At 57.3% G+C, this 16603-nt stretch carries 18 protein-coding genes; 16 read left to right on the top strand and 2 right to left on the bottom strand.

What is annotated here, in order from left to right:
- Window positions 1-15: 15 nt before the first annotated feature.
- From BMY49_RS09360 to BMY49_RS09350, 3 genes are read left to right on the top strand one after another with little or no spacing between them, the layout of a single operon-like run.
- Window positions 16-738, top strand: coding sequence for a DUF484 family protein (locus BMY49_RS09360; protein WP_089675437.1), 723 nt, complete (start codon window positions 16-18; stop codon window positions 736-738).
- Window positions 725-1633 (top strand): tyrosine recombinase XerC, encoded by a 909-nt coding sequence (locus BMY49_RS09355; protein ID WP_089675436.1) that lies wholly within the window; start codon window positions 725-727, stop codon window positions 1631-1633. The genes BMY49_RS09360 and BMY49_RS09355 overlap by 14 nt, the downstream gene beginning before the upstream one ends.
- A 2-nt stretch (window positions 1634-1635) precedes the next feature.
- Window positions 1636-2373 carry an HAD family hydrolase gene (locus BMY49_RS09350; protein WP_044629847.1) on the top strand — a complete coding sequence of 246 codons (738 nt, stop codon included), beginning with the start codon at window positions 1636-1638 and terminating at the stop codon, window positions 2371-2373.
- 10 nt (window positions 2374-2383) lie between these two features.
- Here BMY49_RS09350 and yihA read toward each other — a convergent pair whose 3' ends face one another.
- Window positions 2384-3028 (bottom strand): ribosome biogenesis GTP-binding protein YihA/YsxC, encoded by a 645-nt coding sequence (yihA, locus tag BMY49_RS09345; RefSeq protein ID WP_044629848.1) that lies wholly within the window; start codon window positions 3026-3028, stop codon window positions 2384-2386.
- Between the two features lie 310 nt (window positions 3029-3338).
- Here yihA and BMY49_RS09340 point away from each other — a divergent pair, with 310 nt between their 5' ends.
- From BMY49_RS09340 to dtd, 9 genes are all read left to right on the top strand, one after another.
- Entirely contained in the window at window positions 3339-3968 is a 630-nt protein-coding gene (locus BMY49_RS09340) for a c-type cytochrome (RefSeq protein ID WP_089675435.1), read from the top strand.
- A gap of 116 nt (window positions 3969-4084) precedes the next feature.
- Entirely contained in the window at window positions 4085-4717 is a 633-nt protein-coding gene (locus BMY49_RS09335; RefSeq protein WP_044629850.1) for a thiol:disulfide interchange protein DsbA/DsbL, read from the top strand.
- Window positions 4718-4719: 2 nt separating this feature from the next.
- The gene (locus BMY49_RS09330) at window positions 4720-5562 is read left to right on the top strand and encodes an endonuclease/exonuclease/phosphatase family protein (protein WP_089675434.1); all 843 of its coding nucleotides are present in this window, start codon (window positions 4720-4722) and stop codon (window positions 5560-5562) included.
- A gap of 102 nt (window positions 5563-5664) precedes the next feature.
- On the top strand, window positions 5665-6225 hold the full coding sequence (locus tag BMY49_RS09325; RefSeq protein ID WP_089675433.1) for a TRAP transporter small permease subunit: 561 nt from the start codon (window positions 5665-5667) through the stop codon (window positions 6223-6225).
- Window positions 6225-7628 (top strand): TRAP transporter large permease, encoded by a 1404-nt coding sequence (locus BMY49_RS09320; RefSeq protein WP_089675432.1) that lies wholly within the window; start codon window positions 6225-6227, stop codon window positions 7626-7628. Before BMY49_RS09325 ends, BMY49_RS09320 begins: the two co-directional genes overlap by 1 nt.
- A gap of 171 nt (window positions 7629-7799) precedes the next feature.
- Window positions 7800-8909 carry a TRAP transporter substrate-binding protein gene (locus BMY49_RS09315; RefSeq protein ID WP_089675431.1) on the top strand — a complete coding sequence of 370 codons (1110 nt, stop codon included), beginning with the start codon at window positions 7800-7802 and terminating at the stop codon, window positions 8907-8909.
- A 142-nt stretch (window positions 8910-9051) separates the two neighbouring features.
- Window positions 9052-9882 (top strand): bifunctional hydroxymethylpyrimidine kinase/phosphomethylpyrimidine kinase, encoded by an 831-nt coding sequence (gene thiD / locus BMY49_RS09310; protein WP_089675430.1) that lies wholly within the window; start codon window positions 9052-9054, stop codon window positions 9880-9882.
- Window positions 9883-10002: 120 nt separating this feature from the next.
- Window positions 10003-10848, top strand: coding sequence for a universal stress protein (locus tag BMY49_RS09305; protein WP_058577703.1), 846 nt, complete (start codon window positions 10003-10005; stop codon window positions 10846-10848).
- Between the two features lie 273 nt (window positions 10849-11121).
- Window positions 11122-11559: a D-aminoacyl-tRNA deacylase gene (dtd, locus tag BMY49_RS09300; RefSeq protein WP_054640747.1), complete on the top strand. Its 438-nt coding sequence runs from the start codon at window positions 11122-11124 to the stop codon at window positions 11557-11559.
- A gap of 6 nt (window positions 11560-11565) precedes the next feature.
- Here dtd and BMY49_RS09295 read toward each other — a convergent pair whose 3' ends face one another.
- Entirely contained in the window at window positions 11566-13512 is a 1947-nt protein-coding gene (locus BMY49_RS09295) for an ABC-F family ATP-binding cassette domain-containing protein (protein WP_058577705.1), read from the bottom strand.
- A 29-nt stretch (window positions 13513-13541) separates the two neighbouring features.
- On the opposite strand from BMY49_RS09295, the gene BMY49_RS09290 reads away from it, so the two are divergent.
- The 4 genes from BMY49_RS09290 to BMY49_RS09275 all read left to right on the top strand — a co-directional run.
- Window positions 13542-14114, top strand: a complete 573-nt coding sequence (locus BMY49_RS09290) for a TIGR02444 family protein (RefSeq protein WP_044629859.1) — start codon at window positions 13542-13544, stop codon at window positions 14112-14114.
- Between the two features lie 199 nt (window positions 14115-14313).
- Window positions 14314-15363: a TRAP transporter substrate-binding protein gene (locus tag BMY49_RS09285; RefSeq protein WP_054644906.1), complete on the top strand. Its 1050-nt coding sequence runs from the start codon at window positions 14314-14316 to the stop codon at window positions 15361-15363.
- A gap of 309 nt (window positions 15364-15672) precedes the next feature.
- Window positions 15673-16251, top strand: a complete 579-nt coding sequence (locus BMY49_RS09280; RefSeq protein ID WP_089675429.1) for a TRAP transporter small permease — start codon at window positions 15673-15675, stop codon at window positions 16249-16251.
- Window positions 16252-16339: 88 nt separating this feature from the next.
- Window positions 16340-16603 (top strand): transposase (locus tag BMY49_RS09275; protein WP_143058121.1); only part of this gene is annotated, 264 nt, incomplete at its 3' end.

Here is a 16603-nt window from a genome sequence, read left to right as displayed (position 1 = left end):
GCGAGGAGAACGGCGATGTCTCAAGCTCCTGAGCCGCGCAAAACGCTCGACCCTGACCAAGTAGCGTTTTGGCTGGCCCGTCACCCCGATTTTTTTATTGGTCGTGAAGGGCTGCTGCAGCAGCTCAAAGTGCCCCACCCGAATATCGATGGTGCTGTGTCGCTGCTGGAGCGGCTGGTGATCGACCTGCGCCAGCGAGCTGAAACGGCGGAAGGGCGGCTTGAGCATTTGCTGGAAACCGCTCGTCATAACGAGGCTCAGTACCGTCGCCTGCGGGAAACGCTGCTCAGCTTAGTTGATGCGGAAGACCGTGATGCCCTGGCCCAAGCGCTGGCGACTCAGCTTAGCGAGCGCTTTCAAACCCCGGCGATGGCCCTATGGTGTCCCGCGTCGTTAAGCGATGCAGAGTCCACGCCACCCCAGCCGCCACGCCATATTCTCGACCAGCACGCCAGCGCTCGCTTGGCGGCGCTGCTGGATGGCCGCACCAGTCGCTGCGCCAAGCTGAGCGTCAGCGATTGGAAGTGCCTACTGCCCCATACCAAAGCACCCCGTAAAGCGGGTTCCTGTGCGATTACGCGTCTCTCGGCGGGGGAGCAGCTGGGTTATTTGCTGCTCGCTAGCCCTGATCCTGAATGTTACCGCGCCAGTATGGATACGCTGTTTACCGAGTACCTGGGCGATATTGTCGCGCGCCTACTGCTGCGGTTGGGGCCGGAGCCGCATGGACAGCGATAGCTTGCTGGCAGACACGGTCACTAACTACTTAGCGCAGCTAGCCACCCATGCCAGCCCGGCCACGGTGGCGGCCTATCGTCAGGATTTATCCGCCTTTTGCCAGTTTGCCGAACAGCGTGGCATCACTCAGGCCAGCGCGCTGGACACGGCGCTGGTGAGAGCCTTTCTAGGCGCCGAACGTAGCCGGGGGCTGGCGCCGAGAAGCCTAGCCCGCCGACGTGCGGCGCTATCTCGCTTTGCCGATGCGTTAGTGCAGCATCGTGTGTTGGCAGATAACCCGGTCAGCCTACTGCGCACCCCTAAGCAGCCCAGTCATCTGCCCAGACCGCTGGATGTGGATGCGCTGGCGCGCTTTCTGGACACGCCCCACGACGGCTCGCCGCTGGCGCTTCGCGACCAAGCCATGCTGGAGCTTTTCTACTCCAGCGGCCTGCGCTTAGCCGAGCTGGCGGCGCTGGATATGGGCCACTTAACGGCCAATCATGTGCGGGTGATGGGTAAGGGCAGCAAGCCCCGCCAAGTGCCGGTGGGGCGACGCGCCCAGCAGGCGCTGGAAGCGTGGCTCACCTGCCGGGCCAGTTTGGCGGCCAGCGCTGAAACGGCGCTGTTCGTCGGGCAGCGGGGGCAGCGGTTGGGGCATCGAGCGATCCAGAAACGCTTAGCGCAGCTCTCAGTGGTGCGCGGCCTGCCTGAACATCTTCACCCCCACCGCCTGCGCCACTCTTTTGCCAGCCACCTGCTGGAATCTAGCCAGGATCTGCGGGCCGTGCAGGAGCTGCTGGGTCATGCCAATCTATCCACTACTCAAGTGTATACGCGGCTGGATTGGCAGCACTTGGCAGAAAGCTACGATGCCGCCCACCCGCGCGCCAAACACCGCCCCAGTGAGAGTTAAGCATGGTCACGTTAGACGCCATCACCTTTGATTTGGATGACACCCTATGGGACAACCAGGGCGTCATGCTGAAAACCGAAGAGGGCCATTACCGCTGGCTGCTGGAAGCGCTGGCAGCATGGCGTGCTGCCCGTCAAGAGGCGCCGCTACCGTTAACGTATGATGAGGGCGTGGCGGATTACCTGCAGCGCCGCCAGCAGTGGGCAAGCCAAGTGCCTGAACGGCGAGGTGACTTTACCTGGCTAAGGCTACGAGCGTTGGAGGCCCAATTGGAAACCAGCGGTTTGCCACGCAGCGCTGCGCTGTTATGGGCCGCTGCGGCAATGAATGAGTTCCACCGCCTGCGGGTGCAGGTCACGCCGCACCCAGAGGCTGCTGGGCTGCTATCGGCGCTTGCCGAGCGCTATCGGCTAGCGGCGATTACCAACGGCAATATTCACCTTAAGCGCCAACCATTGGCGGCCCATTTTCCGGTAGCGATTGCCGCTGGAGAGCTGCTGGCTCCCAAGCCTGACCCCAAGCCTTTTCTCACCGCTTTGGAGCGACTGAATACCGTACCGCAGCGCGCCATGCACGTGGGCGACTCCTGGAATGAGGACGTGCTTCCCGCCCAGCAACTGGGTATGCATGCCGCCTGGGTGGCTGAATGCGGCGACCAGATGCTGCCTGAGCGGGTGCACCGCATAGCCCATGTCAAAGAGCTGCCGGAGCTGATTGCATGGCTGGAGAGGCGTGCCTAGACCACGCCTATTAACGGGCGTCTTCTGGAGTGTGCAGCCACTGGTCTAGTTTTTGGGAAAGGGTATCGACCCCGTCGCGTTTCAGCGATGAAAACAGCTGTACCGATACGAGGTCTTCCCACTCTTTTAAGCGGGAGCGCACTTTCTGCAGGGCGGCGCTGGCTGGACCACGCTTCAGTTTGTCGGCTTTGGTCAGCAGAATATGCACCGGCATCCCGCGCTGGTCAGCATAGTCGAGCATCATTTGGTCGAACTCGGTCAGCGGGTGGCGCACGTCCATAAGCAGCACTAAACCACGCAGGCTAAAACGGCCGCGCAGGTAGTCAGAAAGATGCTTTTGCCACTCGATTTTGACCGCTTCAGGCACTTTGGCGTAGCCATAGCCGGGTAGATCCACCAAGCGGCGCGACTCGTCGTTCATCACAGTGAAGAAGTTGATGAGCTGGGTGCGGCCCGGAGTGCGCGAGGTGCGCGCCAGCGCATTTTGCTGGGTTAGCGCGTTAATGGCGCTGGATTTACCGGCATTTGAGCGTCCGGCAAACGCTACTTCTGCACCGGTATCGTCAGGACACAGTGCCAGGGTTGGCGCGCTGATCATAAAACGCGCCGTGGGGTAGTTCAGCCGAGGGACTGGGCTATCATGGGGGGTAGACATGGAATTAATCCTGAAAAACAAACGTATAACACGGCCCGCTGGCCAACCCTAGTGTGAGAGAGAGCGGTACCGCGACGAATTACCCCAAAAGCAGACCTGGACTTGCATTCCCGCCGCTAGGGTGATTCGTTATAATGCAAGCGGTTTATAACTGCGACCTGGGGCGCTAGTGTACCATCGCGCTTTAGCCAGCAGCGACCAACACGACATTGTTGTTCGTTTTGGCGGAGCTGACCCTGGTAATGTGCTGAACCTGGGCAGCGCCCAGGGTGCGTACCAGTCAATAATCAAACGGCATAGTGGATTAGCAATGAGAAAGTTACTGGCAAGCCTGGCAATTACCATGGGTGCCGTTGGCACCGCCCACGCCCAAGCGGACCTTCAAGCCGACGCAGATGCGGCCGCTGGTCGCGAAATGGCACAAACCTGCGCTGCCTGTCACGGCCAAGCGGGTATCAGCCCTTCGGGCGCTTTCCCCAACCTGGCAGGGCAGCAGATGTCCTATCTGGCCAAACAGATCATGGATATTCGTGACGGCAACCGTGTCGTCCCACAGATGGCCGGTTTGGTCGCTGACTACTCAGACCAAGATGCTTGGGACGTCGCTGCCCACTTTGCAGGCCAAGAGGCTAACCTCGGTCAAACCAGTGATGAAGACGCTGAGTTGCTGGCCCGCGGTGAAGAGCTGTATCGCGCAGGCGATATGTCTAAAGGCATTCCCGCCTGTAGCGCTTGCCACACTCCCACCGGGGTAGGTATTGGTAGCGCTGTGTATCCGGCTCTTTCTGGTCAGCATGCGGAATATACCATCTCCACGCTGCAAGCATTTGCCTCGGGTGACCGCACCAATAGCCCCAACAATCTGATGGGCGATATCGCTTCCAAAATGAGCGACCGGGACATGGAAGCCGTGGCCAACTACGTGCTGGGCTTGAACTAATTTCCCTGCTGTTGGCCTCCCCATTCTGTGAAACATCCGCAGAATGGGGAACCTGTCTGACACACTAACGGTCACAGGCTCACTTTTGTTGGCCGCTTATTTGGAGAATGCTCGTTATGTTGAAAACGTTGATGGTCGCGCTTGCTGGTCTTGGCCTGTCTGCTGCGGTAAGTGCCCAGGAGCTGGTAGAAGGTCAGCACTACACGTTGCTTGAGTCGCCGGTAGCTACCCAGGTAGACGAAGATCAGATTGAAGTGACCGAAGCGTTCTGGTTTGGCTGCCCGCACTGCTACCGGCTGCAAACGCCAGTAAACGAGTGGTACGAAACCCTGGATGACGATGTCAGCATTGTCAAAATGCCAGCGACCATGGGCGGTGACTGGAACACCCATGCCACGGCCTTCTATGCGGCCAAATCGCTGGGTATTGAAGAGGAGCTGCATGCGGATTTCTTCGATGCGATTCACCAGGATGGCCGTTCACTGACCGACGCTGACAAGATTGCGGAATTCTTCTCTGATTACGGCGTTAGCGAAGAGGAAGCCAAACAGGCGCTCACCGCCTTTAGCGTACGTAGTGAGGTCAATAAGGCCAACAGCCGTATGCGTGAAATGCGCCTGATGGGGGTTCCTGCGCTGATTGTGGATGGCCGCTATGTAGTGTCACCGCAGTCGGCAGGCAGCTTGGAAAACATGCCGCAAATCGCTGACGCGTTGATCGAAAAAGTTCGCAGCGAGCGCACACAATAACGGTGCTTGAGCACGGCCACACAGGCGGACAGACACGTTCGCCTGCGCCCCCTTCCACCTCCGCGCTGGTTGAGCGTGGTCATATCCGGCTGCTAACGTTTAATTTGCAGGTGGGCATTCAAACCTCAGCCTACCACCACTATCTCACGCGGAGCTGGCAGCACGTGCTGCCTAATCCTCAGCGGCTTAAGCGTTTAGCGCTGGTAGGTAGCGTATTAGAGCAGTTTGACGTGGTGGGGCTGCAGGAGGTGGATGGTGGAAGCTTTCGCTCCAGCCGTGTGAATCAGGTGGAGTACTTAGCCGCCCAGGCCAAGTTTCCTCACTACTTCCAGCAACTTAATCGTAACCTAGGCCATTTTGCACAGCATAGTAATGGTCTGCTTTCACGTTTAACCCCTCGCCATATTGAAGAGCACCGGCTGCCTGGGATGTTGCCTGGACGCGGTGCTATTCACGTGCGCTACGGCGAAGGCCCTGATGCCCTGCATATTTTTGTGGCGCATTTGGCGCTTAGCCACCGTGGCCGTGTGCGCCAGCTCAATTATTTAAGCGATATTATTGAGCCGTTGCGCCATGTGGTGGTGATGGGCGATTTAAATTGTACGCCTGAGCAGCTCCATGCTCACGAGCGGTTTAGTACGTCATTGCCGCTACACCCGGTCAAGCCGCTGCTTAGCTATCCGTCGTGGCAGCCGCGCCGCGCGTTGGACCATATTCTGCTCTCGCAAACCCTTGAAGCGGCCGATGTGCGCGTGCTGGATCACCTGTTCTCTGACCACCTGCCGATTGCAGTTGATTTGCCGCTGCCAACGGCGTGTCTCGCGGCGATTCAACCAAGCGTTTAACAATAAGCTCGCAGAACGCTTGTCGGGCGCTGCATTGTCTGCGTATATGCGCTATTGTCTGGGGCGCTGACCCCCCTTAGTCGTTTTACGCGAGACACTTCCATGTCGGACACAACACAACTACCTGCGTTTATCGGTGCGCTGGACCGCGCTTCGGAGTGGTTCGGGCGTACCCTTGCGTGGCTGATCATCATTATGATGCTGATTCAGTTCGCGATTGTACTGCTTCGTTATATGTTCAGTGTGAATAGCATTTTTATGCAAGAGCTGGTGATGTACATGCACGCCAGCGTCTTCATGCTCGCTGCTGCTTACACCTTTCGCCACGATGGCCATGTCCGCGTCGATATTTTCTATCGTGGGATGACTCCTCGCCGACAGGCGCTGGTGAATATAGTGGGTATTCTGTTGCTGATGATTCCGGTGATGCTGTTTGTCATCGCGTCAAGCTATGGCTACGTCGCTAACTCTTGGCGCATCATGGAAACCTCCTCGGATTACGGTGGCATACCCGCCGTATTTGCACTAAAGACGCTGATTCCGGTGTTTGCGGTCTTGATGATCCTTCAAGGGCTGATCGAAGTCGTGCGCAATGGCTATGTCTTCATTGGGCGAATGACGCCGTCAACTGCCGATGACAATCACCTTGAGGAGCGTGTTTGATGCTCGAATTTATGCCGCTTATTCTGTTTGCCGCCATCTGTATCGTGTTGATGTTCGGCTTTCCTGTGGCGCTTTCGCTAGCGGGAACCGCGCTGCTGTTTGCTGGCATGGGGCTAGGCCTGGAAGCCGTTGGTATTGATGCCAATTTTGATAGTGGCTACCTTGCCGCCCTGCCGAACCGGCTCTACGGCATTATGACCAACCAGACACTCCTGGCGGTACCGCTATTCGTCTTGATGGGCGTGCTGCTAGAGAAGTCAAAAGTGGCCGAAACGCTGTTGGATGCCATGGCGCTGCTGTTTGGCTCCATGCGCGGTGGCTTAGGTATTTCGGTCACGCTGGTGGGCATGTTGATGGCTGCCTCCACGGGCATCGTGGGTGCCACCGTGGTGACCATGGGCCTGATGTCACTGCCCACCATGCTCAAGCGTGGCTACAGCACCTCTCTTGCCACCGGTACCATCTGCGCCACCGGCACGCTTGGGCAGATTATTCCGCCTTCCATCGCCCTGGTGCTGCTGGGCGACGTGCTCTCTTCTGCATATCAGCAAGCACAGCTGGATATGGGGATCTTCAGCCCGAAAACGGTCTCGGTTGGCGATCTGTTTATGGGCGCGCTGGTGCCGGGCCTGATTCTCGTCGTCATGTACATGATCTACGTGGGCTTGGTGGCGTTTTTCCGCCCCAGCATGGCGCCCGCGGCTGACCGCGAAGAGCTGATGGCAGAACTTGGCCACACCTCGGGCTTGGGCATCTTGCTGCTCAAAGGCCTGGTGCCGCCAGTAGTGCTGATTGTGGCGGTGCTGGGCTCTATTCTGAGCGGCTTTGCCACGCCCACCGAAGCCTCGGCCGTGGGTGCCTTTGGTGCGCTGGTGCTGGCGTTGGCCTATCGCCAGTTGGACTGGGCCACCCTGAAAGAGGTGCTGCGCTCTACCACCCATGTAACCACCATGGTGTTTCTGATTCTGATCGGTGCGGCGCTATTCTCGTTGGTCTTCCGTGCCTACGGCGGTGAGCACATGGTCACCGAGCTGTTTGAAGGCATGCCTGGGGGCGTGGTGGGCGCGACGATCATTGTCATGTTGGTAATCTTCCTGCTGGGCTTTATCCTCGACTTTATCGAAATCACCTTTGTGGTGGTGCCGATTGTCGGGCCGATCCTGCTGGCCATGGGATTAGATCCGATCTGGCTGGGTATCATGATCGCCATTAACCTGCAGACCTCGTTCCTGACCCCGCCGTTCGGCTTCGCACTGTTTTATCTGCGCGGCGTGACACCGCCATCGGTGCCTACCTCAGCGATTTATCGCGGTGTGGTGCCGTTTATCTTGATGCAGTTAGGCATGCTGTTGCTGCTAACGTTTTTCCCGCAGCTGGCAACATGGCTACCGACCCAGTTCTAATGTGTGCTGAGTTGAAAAATAACCCTGCTATCAACGCAAGGGAGTGGCAACCTTAACCAAAAGCAGCCAAGCTGCAGACACATAATGGCTTGTAACAACCCGCCTGGCGGCAAGCGTCAGGTGGGTATTCCCTACCCATAACAGCAATAAAATAAGCAAGAGGGTTCACGCATGAAAGCCAAAGCACTGCCTGTCGCCATTGCCATGACGACTGCTCTTTCTTCCAGCCTGCTGGTGGTTTCAAGCTTCGATAACCAAGCTCAGGCGCAAGAGACTTTCCGCTGGAAAATGGTCACTTCCTGGCCGAAAAACTTCCCCGGTGTGGGTCAAGGCCCTGAGCGGCTCTCCCAGCTCGTCGAGGAGATGTCCGATGGCCGGTTGACCATCGAAGTCTTCGGAGCAGGTCAGCTCGTGCCAGGATTCGAAGTGTTCGATGCGGTGGCAGACGGCACCGCTGAGCTGGGCCACTCCGCCTCCTATTACTGGAAAGGTAAAGCGCCTGCGGCACAGTTCTTTGCCGCCGTACCGTTCGGTATGAACGCCCAGGAAATGAATGCATGGCTCAGCTACGGCGGTGGTATGGAGCTGTGGAACGAGCTTTATGATGATTTTGGCGTCGATGTGTTGGTCGCAGGGGCCTCCGGTGTACAGATGGGCGGCTGGTACAACAAAGAGATCAACTCGGTCGCTGACCTTGACGGCTTGAAGATGCGTATGCCGGGCCTTGGTGGTGAAGTCATGAGCCGTATGGGCGTGGCGATTGTGAACATGCCGGGCGGCGAGATCTTTACATCGCTGCAGTCGGGAGCGATTGATGCTACTGAGTGGATCGGCCCCTACAACGATTTAGCCTTTGGCCTGCACCAGGCGGCCGATTATTACTATTACCCTGGCTGGCATGAGCCGACGGTGATGTTTGAGGCCATCATCAATGAAGAGGCCTGGGCAGAGCTACCCACTGACTTACAGGCAATTCTGCGTACCGCGATCAGTGATGTGAACCAAAGCGTCTTGGATGAGTATACCGCTCGCAACAACGACGCGCTGGAAACCTTGGTGAATGAGCATAACGTTGAGCTGCGTCGCATTCCTGACGACGTGTTAGCCCAAGCTCGCGAACACTCAGCTGAGGTAGTGGGTGAACTGGCCGCCTCCAGCGAGCTAGCGACCCGGATCTACGACTCTTACCGCGCCTTCCAGGATAAAGTAGAAGATTACCACGCGATTTCCGAGCAGGCGTACTACAACGCCCGTAACCCGGAAGGTGACACCTCGCAGTAACAGGTGTAGCGCAGTACCCTTACCATGGCCGCCTTCGGGCGGCCATTTTGTTATAGGCAGGCTAGGGTTGCGATTAAAGCAGCGTAAGCGCCACCGCTTGGGTATCCTAGGGCAGATACTGTTCTGTCTCGTAAGGAGCGCTATGTCTACCGAATCCCGCCTTCGTAATGTGCTCACCATTGCAGGCTCCGACCCTTCCGGTGGTGCTGGGCTGCAGGGCGATTTAAAGACGTTTTCTGCCCTGGGTGTGTATGGCACAAATGTCATCACTGCGGTGATTGCCCAGAACACCTGTGGCGTGGCCTCGGTGTATCCGGTTTCCCCTCAGGCAATTCGTGAGCAGCTTGAACATCTGTTGAGCGATGTGGCCATTGATGCGGTGAAAATCGGCATGGTAGCCAGCCGCGATGTGGCCGAAGTGATTGCCGATGTACTGCGCCAGCAGCGCCCGCGTTGGATCGTGCTCGACCCGGTGATGGTGGCGAAGAGCGGTGACATCCTGGTGGATGACGCGGGTATTCGCGCCGTAAAAGAGATTTTAGTGCCGTTAGCGGATGTGATTACTCCTAACCTGCCGGAAGCCGCCGTGCTGCTCGATTCCCCATCGCCCGCCAGCCTGGACGAGATGGAAGCACTGCTGCCCAAGCTGGTGGGGCTAGGCGCGCCCTATGTGGTGCTGAAAGGCGGCCACTTACGGGGTGATACCTGCCCGGATCTGCTGGCGACCCCTAACGGTCATCAGTGGCTGCCCGCCTCACGCATTGCTACTGAGAACCTTCATGGCACGGGCTGCGCGCTCTCATCAGCCATTACGGCTTGCCTAGCCAAGTTGCCGGAAGATGCTAGCGCAGAGGCCCCAGAGCAGGCGATTACGGAGGCAAAGCAGTGGCTTCATCATGCTCTGGCCGCTAGCCATCGCTTAAGTGTTGGCAAAGGGCGTGGCCCGGTGCATCACTTTCATGCCTGGTGGTAAATCCATCGCTGATGTGTTGAGGGCGCAGAGTCTCCTTGCGGGATAGGCCAACGGGCACCATGCTGAAGGGTGTCCGTTTGTTTGCCTACTAGGCTGAGCTGTTCGGCCAAGGAGCTGCCCATGTCCCGCACGCTGCTGTTTGCTACCGACCTCTCCCAGGAAAACCGCGCGGCCTTTGCCCGCGCGCTGCGCTTAGCCCATCAGCAGGGCGCGCAGCTTGATACCCTTCACGTGCTTGACCCTTACCTTCCGCATCGCATGCTCCATGACCTGGAACTCGCGGTAAACGACGATATTAGCGCGATGCTCACCGACCTGCGCGAAGATTACGCCTTGGAACTGCCATCGCTGATGATTCAAACGGTGGTTGGGGAGCCTCATGTAGAAATCGTGAGGGAAGCCCACGAGCGTCAGGCGTCGCTCATCGTGCTGGGTATGCACCGCAAACGTGGTCAAAAAGACCTGCTTTACGGCACCACCATGATGCGTATTTTGCGTAGCGCGCCGTGCCCCGTGGTGGTGGCGTCTTACCTGCCTACTCAGCCGTGGCAACATATTGTGGTGCCTATCGACTTCTCGCTGACGGCTCGGCAGACCCTGAAAGAAGCGCTGATTCGCTTTCCTGAGGCCAAGCTAACGCTTCTACACGCCTGGAGCCTGCCCGGCGAATTGGAGCTGGGGAGTCAAGCGTTCTACGCCCAGTGGCGTGACCGCGAGGTCAGTCGCCTGCGGGAGGCGCTGGATAACGAAGTCGAAAGCCTGCTGCGGGAGTTAGATGGCGTGCCGGACATTGAGCTTGCGCTAGAGCCGGGCCAGCCCTGCGATGTGCTGCATGACTATGTTAAACGGCACTCGCCAGATTTGGTCATGTTAGGCAGCCGCAGTCGACCACACCAACCTAATCCGCTAACCGAAATGCTGCTCAGTGAGCCCCACTGCGATGTGATGCTCTGTCGGCCTTGGTAAAGGCTTTGTGGCGGCTCAATGACTCCTCAATCGAGTGGTTGTACGGAACCTTTATGAGTTGTTTATGTGTGTATAGCTATGCATAGTGTTACCCAAACCAACAAAGGAGATGGTCACCGTGCAACGACCAACAAAGAGTACGCTATGGCTAGCCGCGTTACTGGGCGCTACGCTCGTCACGACTAGCGCCGCCGCTAGCAGCTGCGTCTCGCGCTCAATGGCGAAACGCTCTATGAAGATAGCAGCGCCTAATGAACGGACGAAGGGGCAAGCGTGAAAGCACTGATTCAACGGGTTAAGAGCGCCAGTGTCACGGTGGAAGGCAACAGCGTCGGTGCCATCGACCATGGGCTGCTGGCACTGGTGGGGGTGGAGAAAGGTGACAGCGAGGTGGATGCCGATAAGCTACTGCATAAGCTGCTTCACTACCGCGTGTTTAGTGACGAGGCGGGCAAGATGAACCATAACCTGCAGCAGGCCCAGGGTGGGCTGCTGCTGGTATCACAGTTCACGCTCGTTGCCGATACCCGCAAGGGCCTACGCCCTAGCTTCTCCAGCGCCGCCCCGCCCGACGAGGGGGAGCGGCTGTTTAACTATCTGGTAAGTCAGGCCCGCGCCGCTTGGCCCCATATTGCAGAAGGGCAGTTCGGCGCGGACATGCAGGTTGCCTTGGTCAACGATGGGCCGGTCACCTTTTTGCTAGAAAGCTAGGGCTGATCAGGCGTTTTCGCTGGCCAGCAGCTCGGCTTCCATGGCCTCTAACGCCTCTTCTGCAGCGAACCATGTCTGCTCGGCGGCATCCAGGCGCGCTTTAATCTCCGCCTGCTTGGCGAGTGCTTGGGTCAGTTCTGCCTTGCGGGTGCTGTCGGTGTATAGCTCGGGGTCGGCGAGTACCGCTTCTACTTCCTCAAGTGCCTGCTGCGCTTTTTCCATGCTCTTTTCCGCCTGGTCGCGCTCTTTTTTCAGTGGGCGCAGCTTTTCGCGCAGCTCCGCTGCTGCTTTGCGGGCGGCTTTACGGTCGCCGCTGGGCTGTTGGCTCTGGCGTTCGCTCTTTTCGCTACGGGCGTCGCGGCGGTTCTCTTCCAACCGCGCCTTAAGCCAAGCCCGGTAATCCTCCAAGTCGCCGTCGAAGGGCTCAACCCGGTGGTCGGCCACCCGCCAAAACTCATCCACCGTGGCACGCAGCAGGTGCCGGTCGTGCGAGACCAGGATGACTGTGCCCTCAAAGCTTGCCAGTGCCTCGGTCAACGCTTCGCGCATTTCCAGATCCAAGTGGTTAGTGGGCTCATCGAGCAGCAGCAGGTTGGGCTTTTGCCAGGCCACGAGTGCAAGTGCCAGGCGTGCTTTCTCACCGCCAGAGTAAGTGGCCACCTCGCCAAAGGCGTCATCGCCTTTGAAGCCAAAGCCACCTAGGAAGTTGCGAATTTCTTGATCACTTGCTGTGGGAGAGAGGCGTTGTACATGCACAAAGGGCGTGGTGGTCACGTCCAGGCTTTCTAACTGATGCTGAGCAAAATAACCAATGGCTAAATGTTCACCGGGTACGCGTTTGCCTTCTAACAGCTCAAGCTCGCCCGTGAGTGACTTGATCAGGGTCGATTTACCCGCACCGTTCGGACCTAATAAGCCGATACGGCTCCCGGGGAGTAGCGTAATGTTGACCTTCTCTAACTGAGCGATATCGCCCGCTTCGCCGCGATAGCCAAGGGTGGCTTGGTCCAGCACCAGCAGCGGGTGCGACGTTTTATCAGCGGCAGGCAAGGTGAAGTGGAAAGGGGAGTCCGTGTGGGCGACGGCGATATCCCCCATGCGTTCTAGCATTTTTACCCGGCTTTGCGCCTGCTTGGCTTTTGTTGCCTGAGCGCGAAAGCGGGCAATAAAACGTTCAATCTCTTCACGGCGGGCCTGCTGCTTGGCCGCTTCAGCCTGTTGCAGCGCGAGCTTTTCGGCCCGCGTGCGCTCAAAGCGAGAGTAGTTGCCCCGGTAAAGCTCTAGCGTTTGGTGATGCATATGCACAATGTGATCGCACACAGCATCCAGAAAGTCGCGGTCGTGAGAAATCAGCAGCAGCGTGCCGGGGTAGCGAGTGAGCCACTGCTCCAGCCAAAGCAGGGCGTCTAGGTCCAGGTGGTTGGTCGGCTCATCCAGCAGCAACAAGTCGGAAGGCATAAACAGCGTCCGGGCAAGATTTACCCGCATTCGCCAACCGCCGGAAAAGTCCGATAGAGGTCGCTTAAGGTCCGCCTGCACAAAACCCAGCCCGACCAGCAGCTGTGATGCCCGTGATTCTGCCGTGTAACCATCTAGGGTTTCGATTAGCCCGTGGAGTTCGGCTTCTCGATGCGCGTTATCGGCTTCGCGGGCGGCAAGCAGGTCGGCTTCGGCTTGGCGCAAGGCGTAATCGCCGTCTAATACATACTCTACAATGGGGCGATCCAACGCCTCCACTTCCTGGGCCATGTGAGCAATCCGCTGGCCGCCGCTCATCTCCACATCCCCCTGATCGGGCCCCAGCTCGCCCAATAGGAGTTTAAACAGGCTCGACTTACCGGCACCGTTGGCCCCAATAATGCCGGCCTTCACGCCGTTATGTAGCGTAAGGTCGGCGCTTTCTAGGAGCGTTTGCGTGCCCCGTTGCAGGGCGACTTGGCGCAGTGCGATCATGTTTTCTCCCGAAAAAAGTGGGTAAACCAATGCGCGATTCTAACCGATTGCAGCGCTTGCAGCAGAGGCCGCTATGGGATTTTGCCTTAGCGCTTTATGCAAAGCCTGGCGTAGAGCAAGCCTGCCTCACCTTGCAAGATGAGGCTGGCGTGGATGTGTGTGAGTTACTGTTTCACTGCTGGCTGTATCAGCACGGATTAGCCGCCGAATCTGGCCCGCTAAAGGCCATACGGGAAGAGCGCTACCGTTGGCAGCAGCAGGTCACCGCAACGTTGCGCGAATTGCGCCGAACATTAAAGCCTCAAGCTGCTCATAACGATGACATTAAGGCGCTGCGTGCCACCTTACAAAAGGCGGAACTGCAGTCTGAGCGTGAAAACCTTCAACGTTGGCAGCAGTGGGCACTGCGCTCTTCGGTGGAGGAAGTCCGGTTAACAAAAAGCGACATAAGCCAGCACAATGTTGCACAGTGGCTGCAAGATACGCTGTTTTCGGCACCGCTTGACAACCGTTCGCCGCAAGCGTCACGCGTACGCGAAAACACACAAACGGCACTAATGGCCCTGACAAGCCAGCTTGACCGCTGTGATCCACCACGCTAGCCTGAATTTAAGCTGTTTTTGATCAACCCGCGTTGGCAGCGCTTATTTCGCCCGCTAACCCACAGCAATGCATACAAAGTTACGAATGACGTTTCTGCGTGTTAGCGGCTGAGCCTGAAAGTGAAGCAGCACGGGATAGACAAAAATTAGATTCTGGCGCTCTCGTACGGCGCGCTTACCACTGCTAGGGGAACTCTGCATGAAGGCAAGCAAATTAGTTTCAACTCGTTCCGTTACCACCAAATTAATCACTACGGCAAGCGTAGGTGCTCTGCTGTTGGGCCTAAGCGCCACTGCCCAGGCGGATAACTGGCGTTATGCCCACGAAGAGTACGAAGGCGACGTGCAGGATGTGTTCGCTTACGCGTTTAAAGAGTACATCGAAGAGAACTCCGACCACTCTGTACAAGTTTACCGTTTTGGTGAGTTGGGTGAGTCTGATGACATCATGGAGCAGACTCAGAACGGCATTCTCCAGTTTGTTAACCAGTCGCCTGGTTTTACTGGTGCACTGATTCCAGAAGCCCAGATCTTCTTTATTCCTTACCTGCTGCCGACCGACGAAGAGACCGTTCTAACATTCTTCGACGAGAGTAAAGCGATCAATGAAATGTTCCCGGAGCTTTATGCGGAACAGGGACTTGAGCTGCTGAAGATGTACCCAGAGGGTGAAATGGTAGTCACTACCGACGAGCCGATCAGCTCGCCGGAAGATATGGATAATAAGAAAATCCGTACCATGACCAACCCGCTGCTGTCGGAAACCTACGACGCCTTTGGTGCGACGCCGACGCCGCTGCCCTGGGGTGAAGTTTACGGTGGCCTGCAGACCGGTATTATCGATGGTCAGGAAAACCCGATTTTCTGGATCGAGTCCGGCGGTCTGTATGAAGTATCTCCGCACCTGACCTTTACCGGCCATGGCTGGTTTACCACTGCCATGATGGCCAATCAGGACTTCTACGAAGGCCTGTCTGACGAAGATAAAGAGCTGGTGCAGGAAGCCTCCAACGCGGCTTACGACCACACCATTGAGCACATCAAAGGTCTGGCCGACGAAGCACTCGCCAAGATTCAGGAAGCGTCTGATGAAGTCACCGTCACGCGTCTGAACGAAGAGCAGATCCAAGCGTTCCGTGATCGTGCGCCGCAGGTTGAGGAAGTGTTTCTCGAAATGACGGGCGATCGCGGTGAAGAGCTGTTGCAGCAGTTCAAGGCGGACCTTGAAGCCGTTAACAGCGACTCCTAATGGGTTAGCGCTTTTACGTTAATCAAGTAACGTCATAAGGGGCAGCCAGCGCTGCCCCTTTTTTGTTGCCAAAGTGCCCTGCAGGTGAGTGGGTTCATCGGCGCAGCTCGCCCCACCACGAAAAAATGTGTACCTCGGCGGCGTAACACAGAAAAATCTACGTACATCCAGCGTTGAAGCGAAAAGAGTCATTACCCGTTACGCTACAAAATGAAGCAAGGCCGAACATACTCCGTTCGGTGGTCAGTGACGGGAGAGTCGCTACGCTGAGATAGCAAGCGACCACGCTGGGTTTAAAGGAGAACGGCCATGACCGAAGAAGAGTCCGAAAAGAGCTACCGGTCCGGTTTGCCCGGGTTTTTGGGAGCGATCGACACTGCAATTAGCAAAATCGAGTCAGTGATACTGGCGATGGGGGTTTTGCTAATGGCGCTGAATACGGTCACCAACGTGATTGCCCGCTTTGTATTCGGCAATAGCATTATGTTCTCAGGTGAGCTGAACCGTATCTTGATTATCATGATTACCTTTGCGGGCATTGGTTACGCTGCCCGCCACGGTCGTCATATTCGGATGTCGGCGATTTACGATGCGCTGCCGGTGGGTGGCCGTAAAGCATTGATGATCGGCATTGCGTTCCTCACCTCGCTGGTGATGTTTTTCCTACTTTATTACTCGGTGGTGTACATCCTCGACCTGTATAGCAAAGGGCGCGTGCTGCCGTCGCTAGGTTTGCCGGTATGGATTATTTATATCTGGGTGCCCATGGGCTTTTTGATTACCGGGATTCAGTACATGCTGACCGCGATTAAAAACCTGACCACCCGAGACGTGTATCTCTCGACTGGGGTTGTGGACGGCTACAAAGATACCGAAACAGAAGTGTAAAGCAGGGATTGCACCCTAGCAGCCTGTCGGACTTTCCGTTGCACCGTGAGATACTGACCACCGTCATCGCCGAGCTGAGAAGATCGCCATGAGCCGCTTCATCCCTGTGGATCGCCAGACCGATTACCTGCTGCCGCCTTCGGTAGACGAGTGGTTGCCCGATGGTCACCTGGCGCGGTTCGTTGTCGATGTTGTCGAACAACTGGACCTCTCGACGTTGACCCGGCGTTACATGGGGCGGGGTTCCAAGGCACATCACCCGGCGGTGCTACTGAGCCTGCTGATCTACGGCTACGCCACCGGGGTGGTCTCCAGCCGCAAGATCGAGCGTGCCACCTATGACTCGGTGGCG

This window comes from Vreelandella aquamarina (assembly GCF_900110265.1).
GTDB classification, from domain to species: domain Bacteria; phylum Pseudomonadota; class Gammaproteobacteria; order Pseudomonadales; family Halomonadaceae; genus Vreelandella; species Vreelandella aquamarina.
The sequence above is the reverse complement of the archived record's forward strand: the minus strand, read 5'-3'. Positions and strand labels throughout refer to the sequence as shown.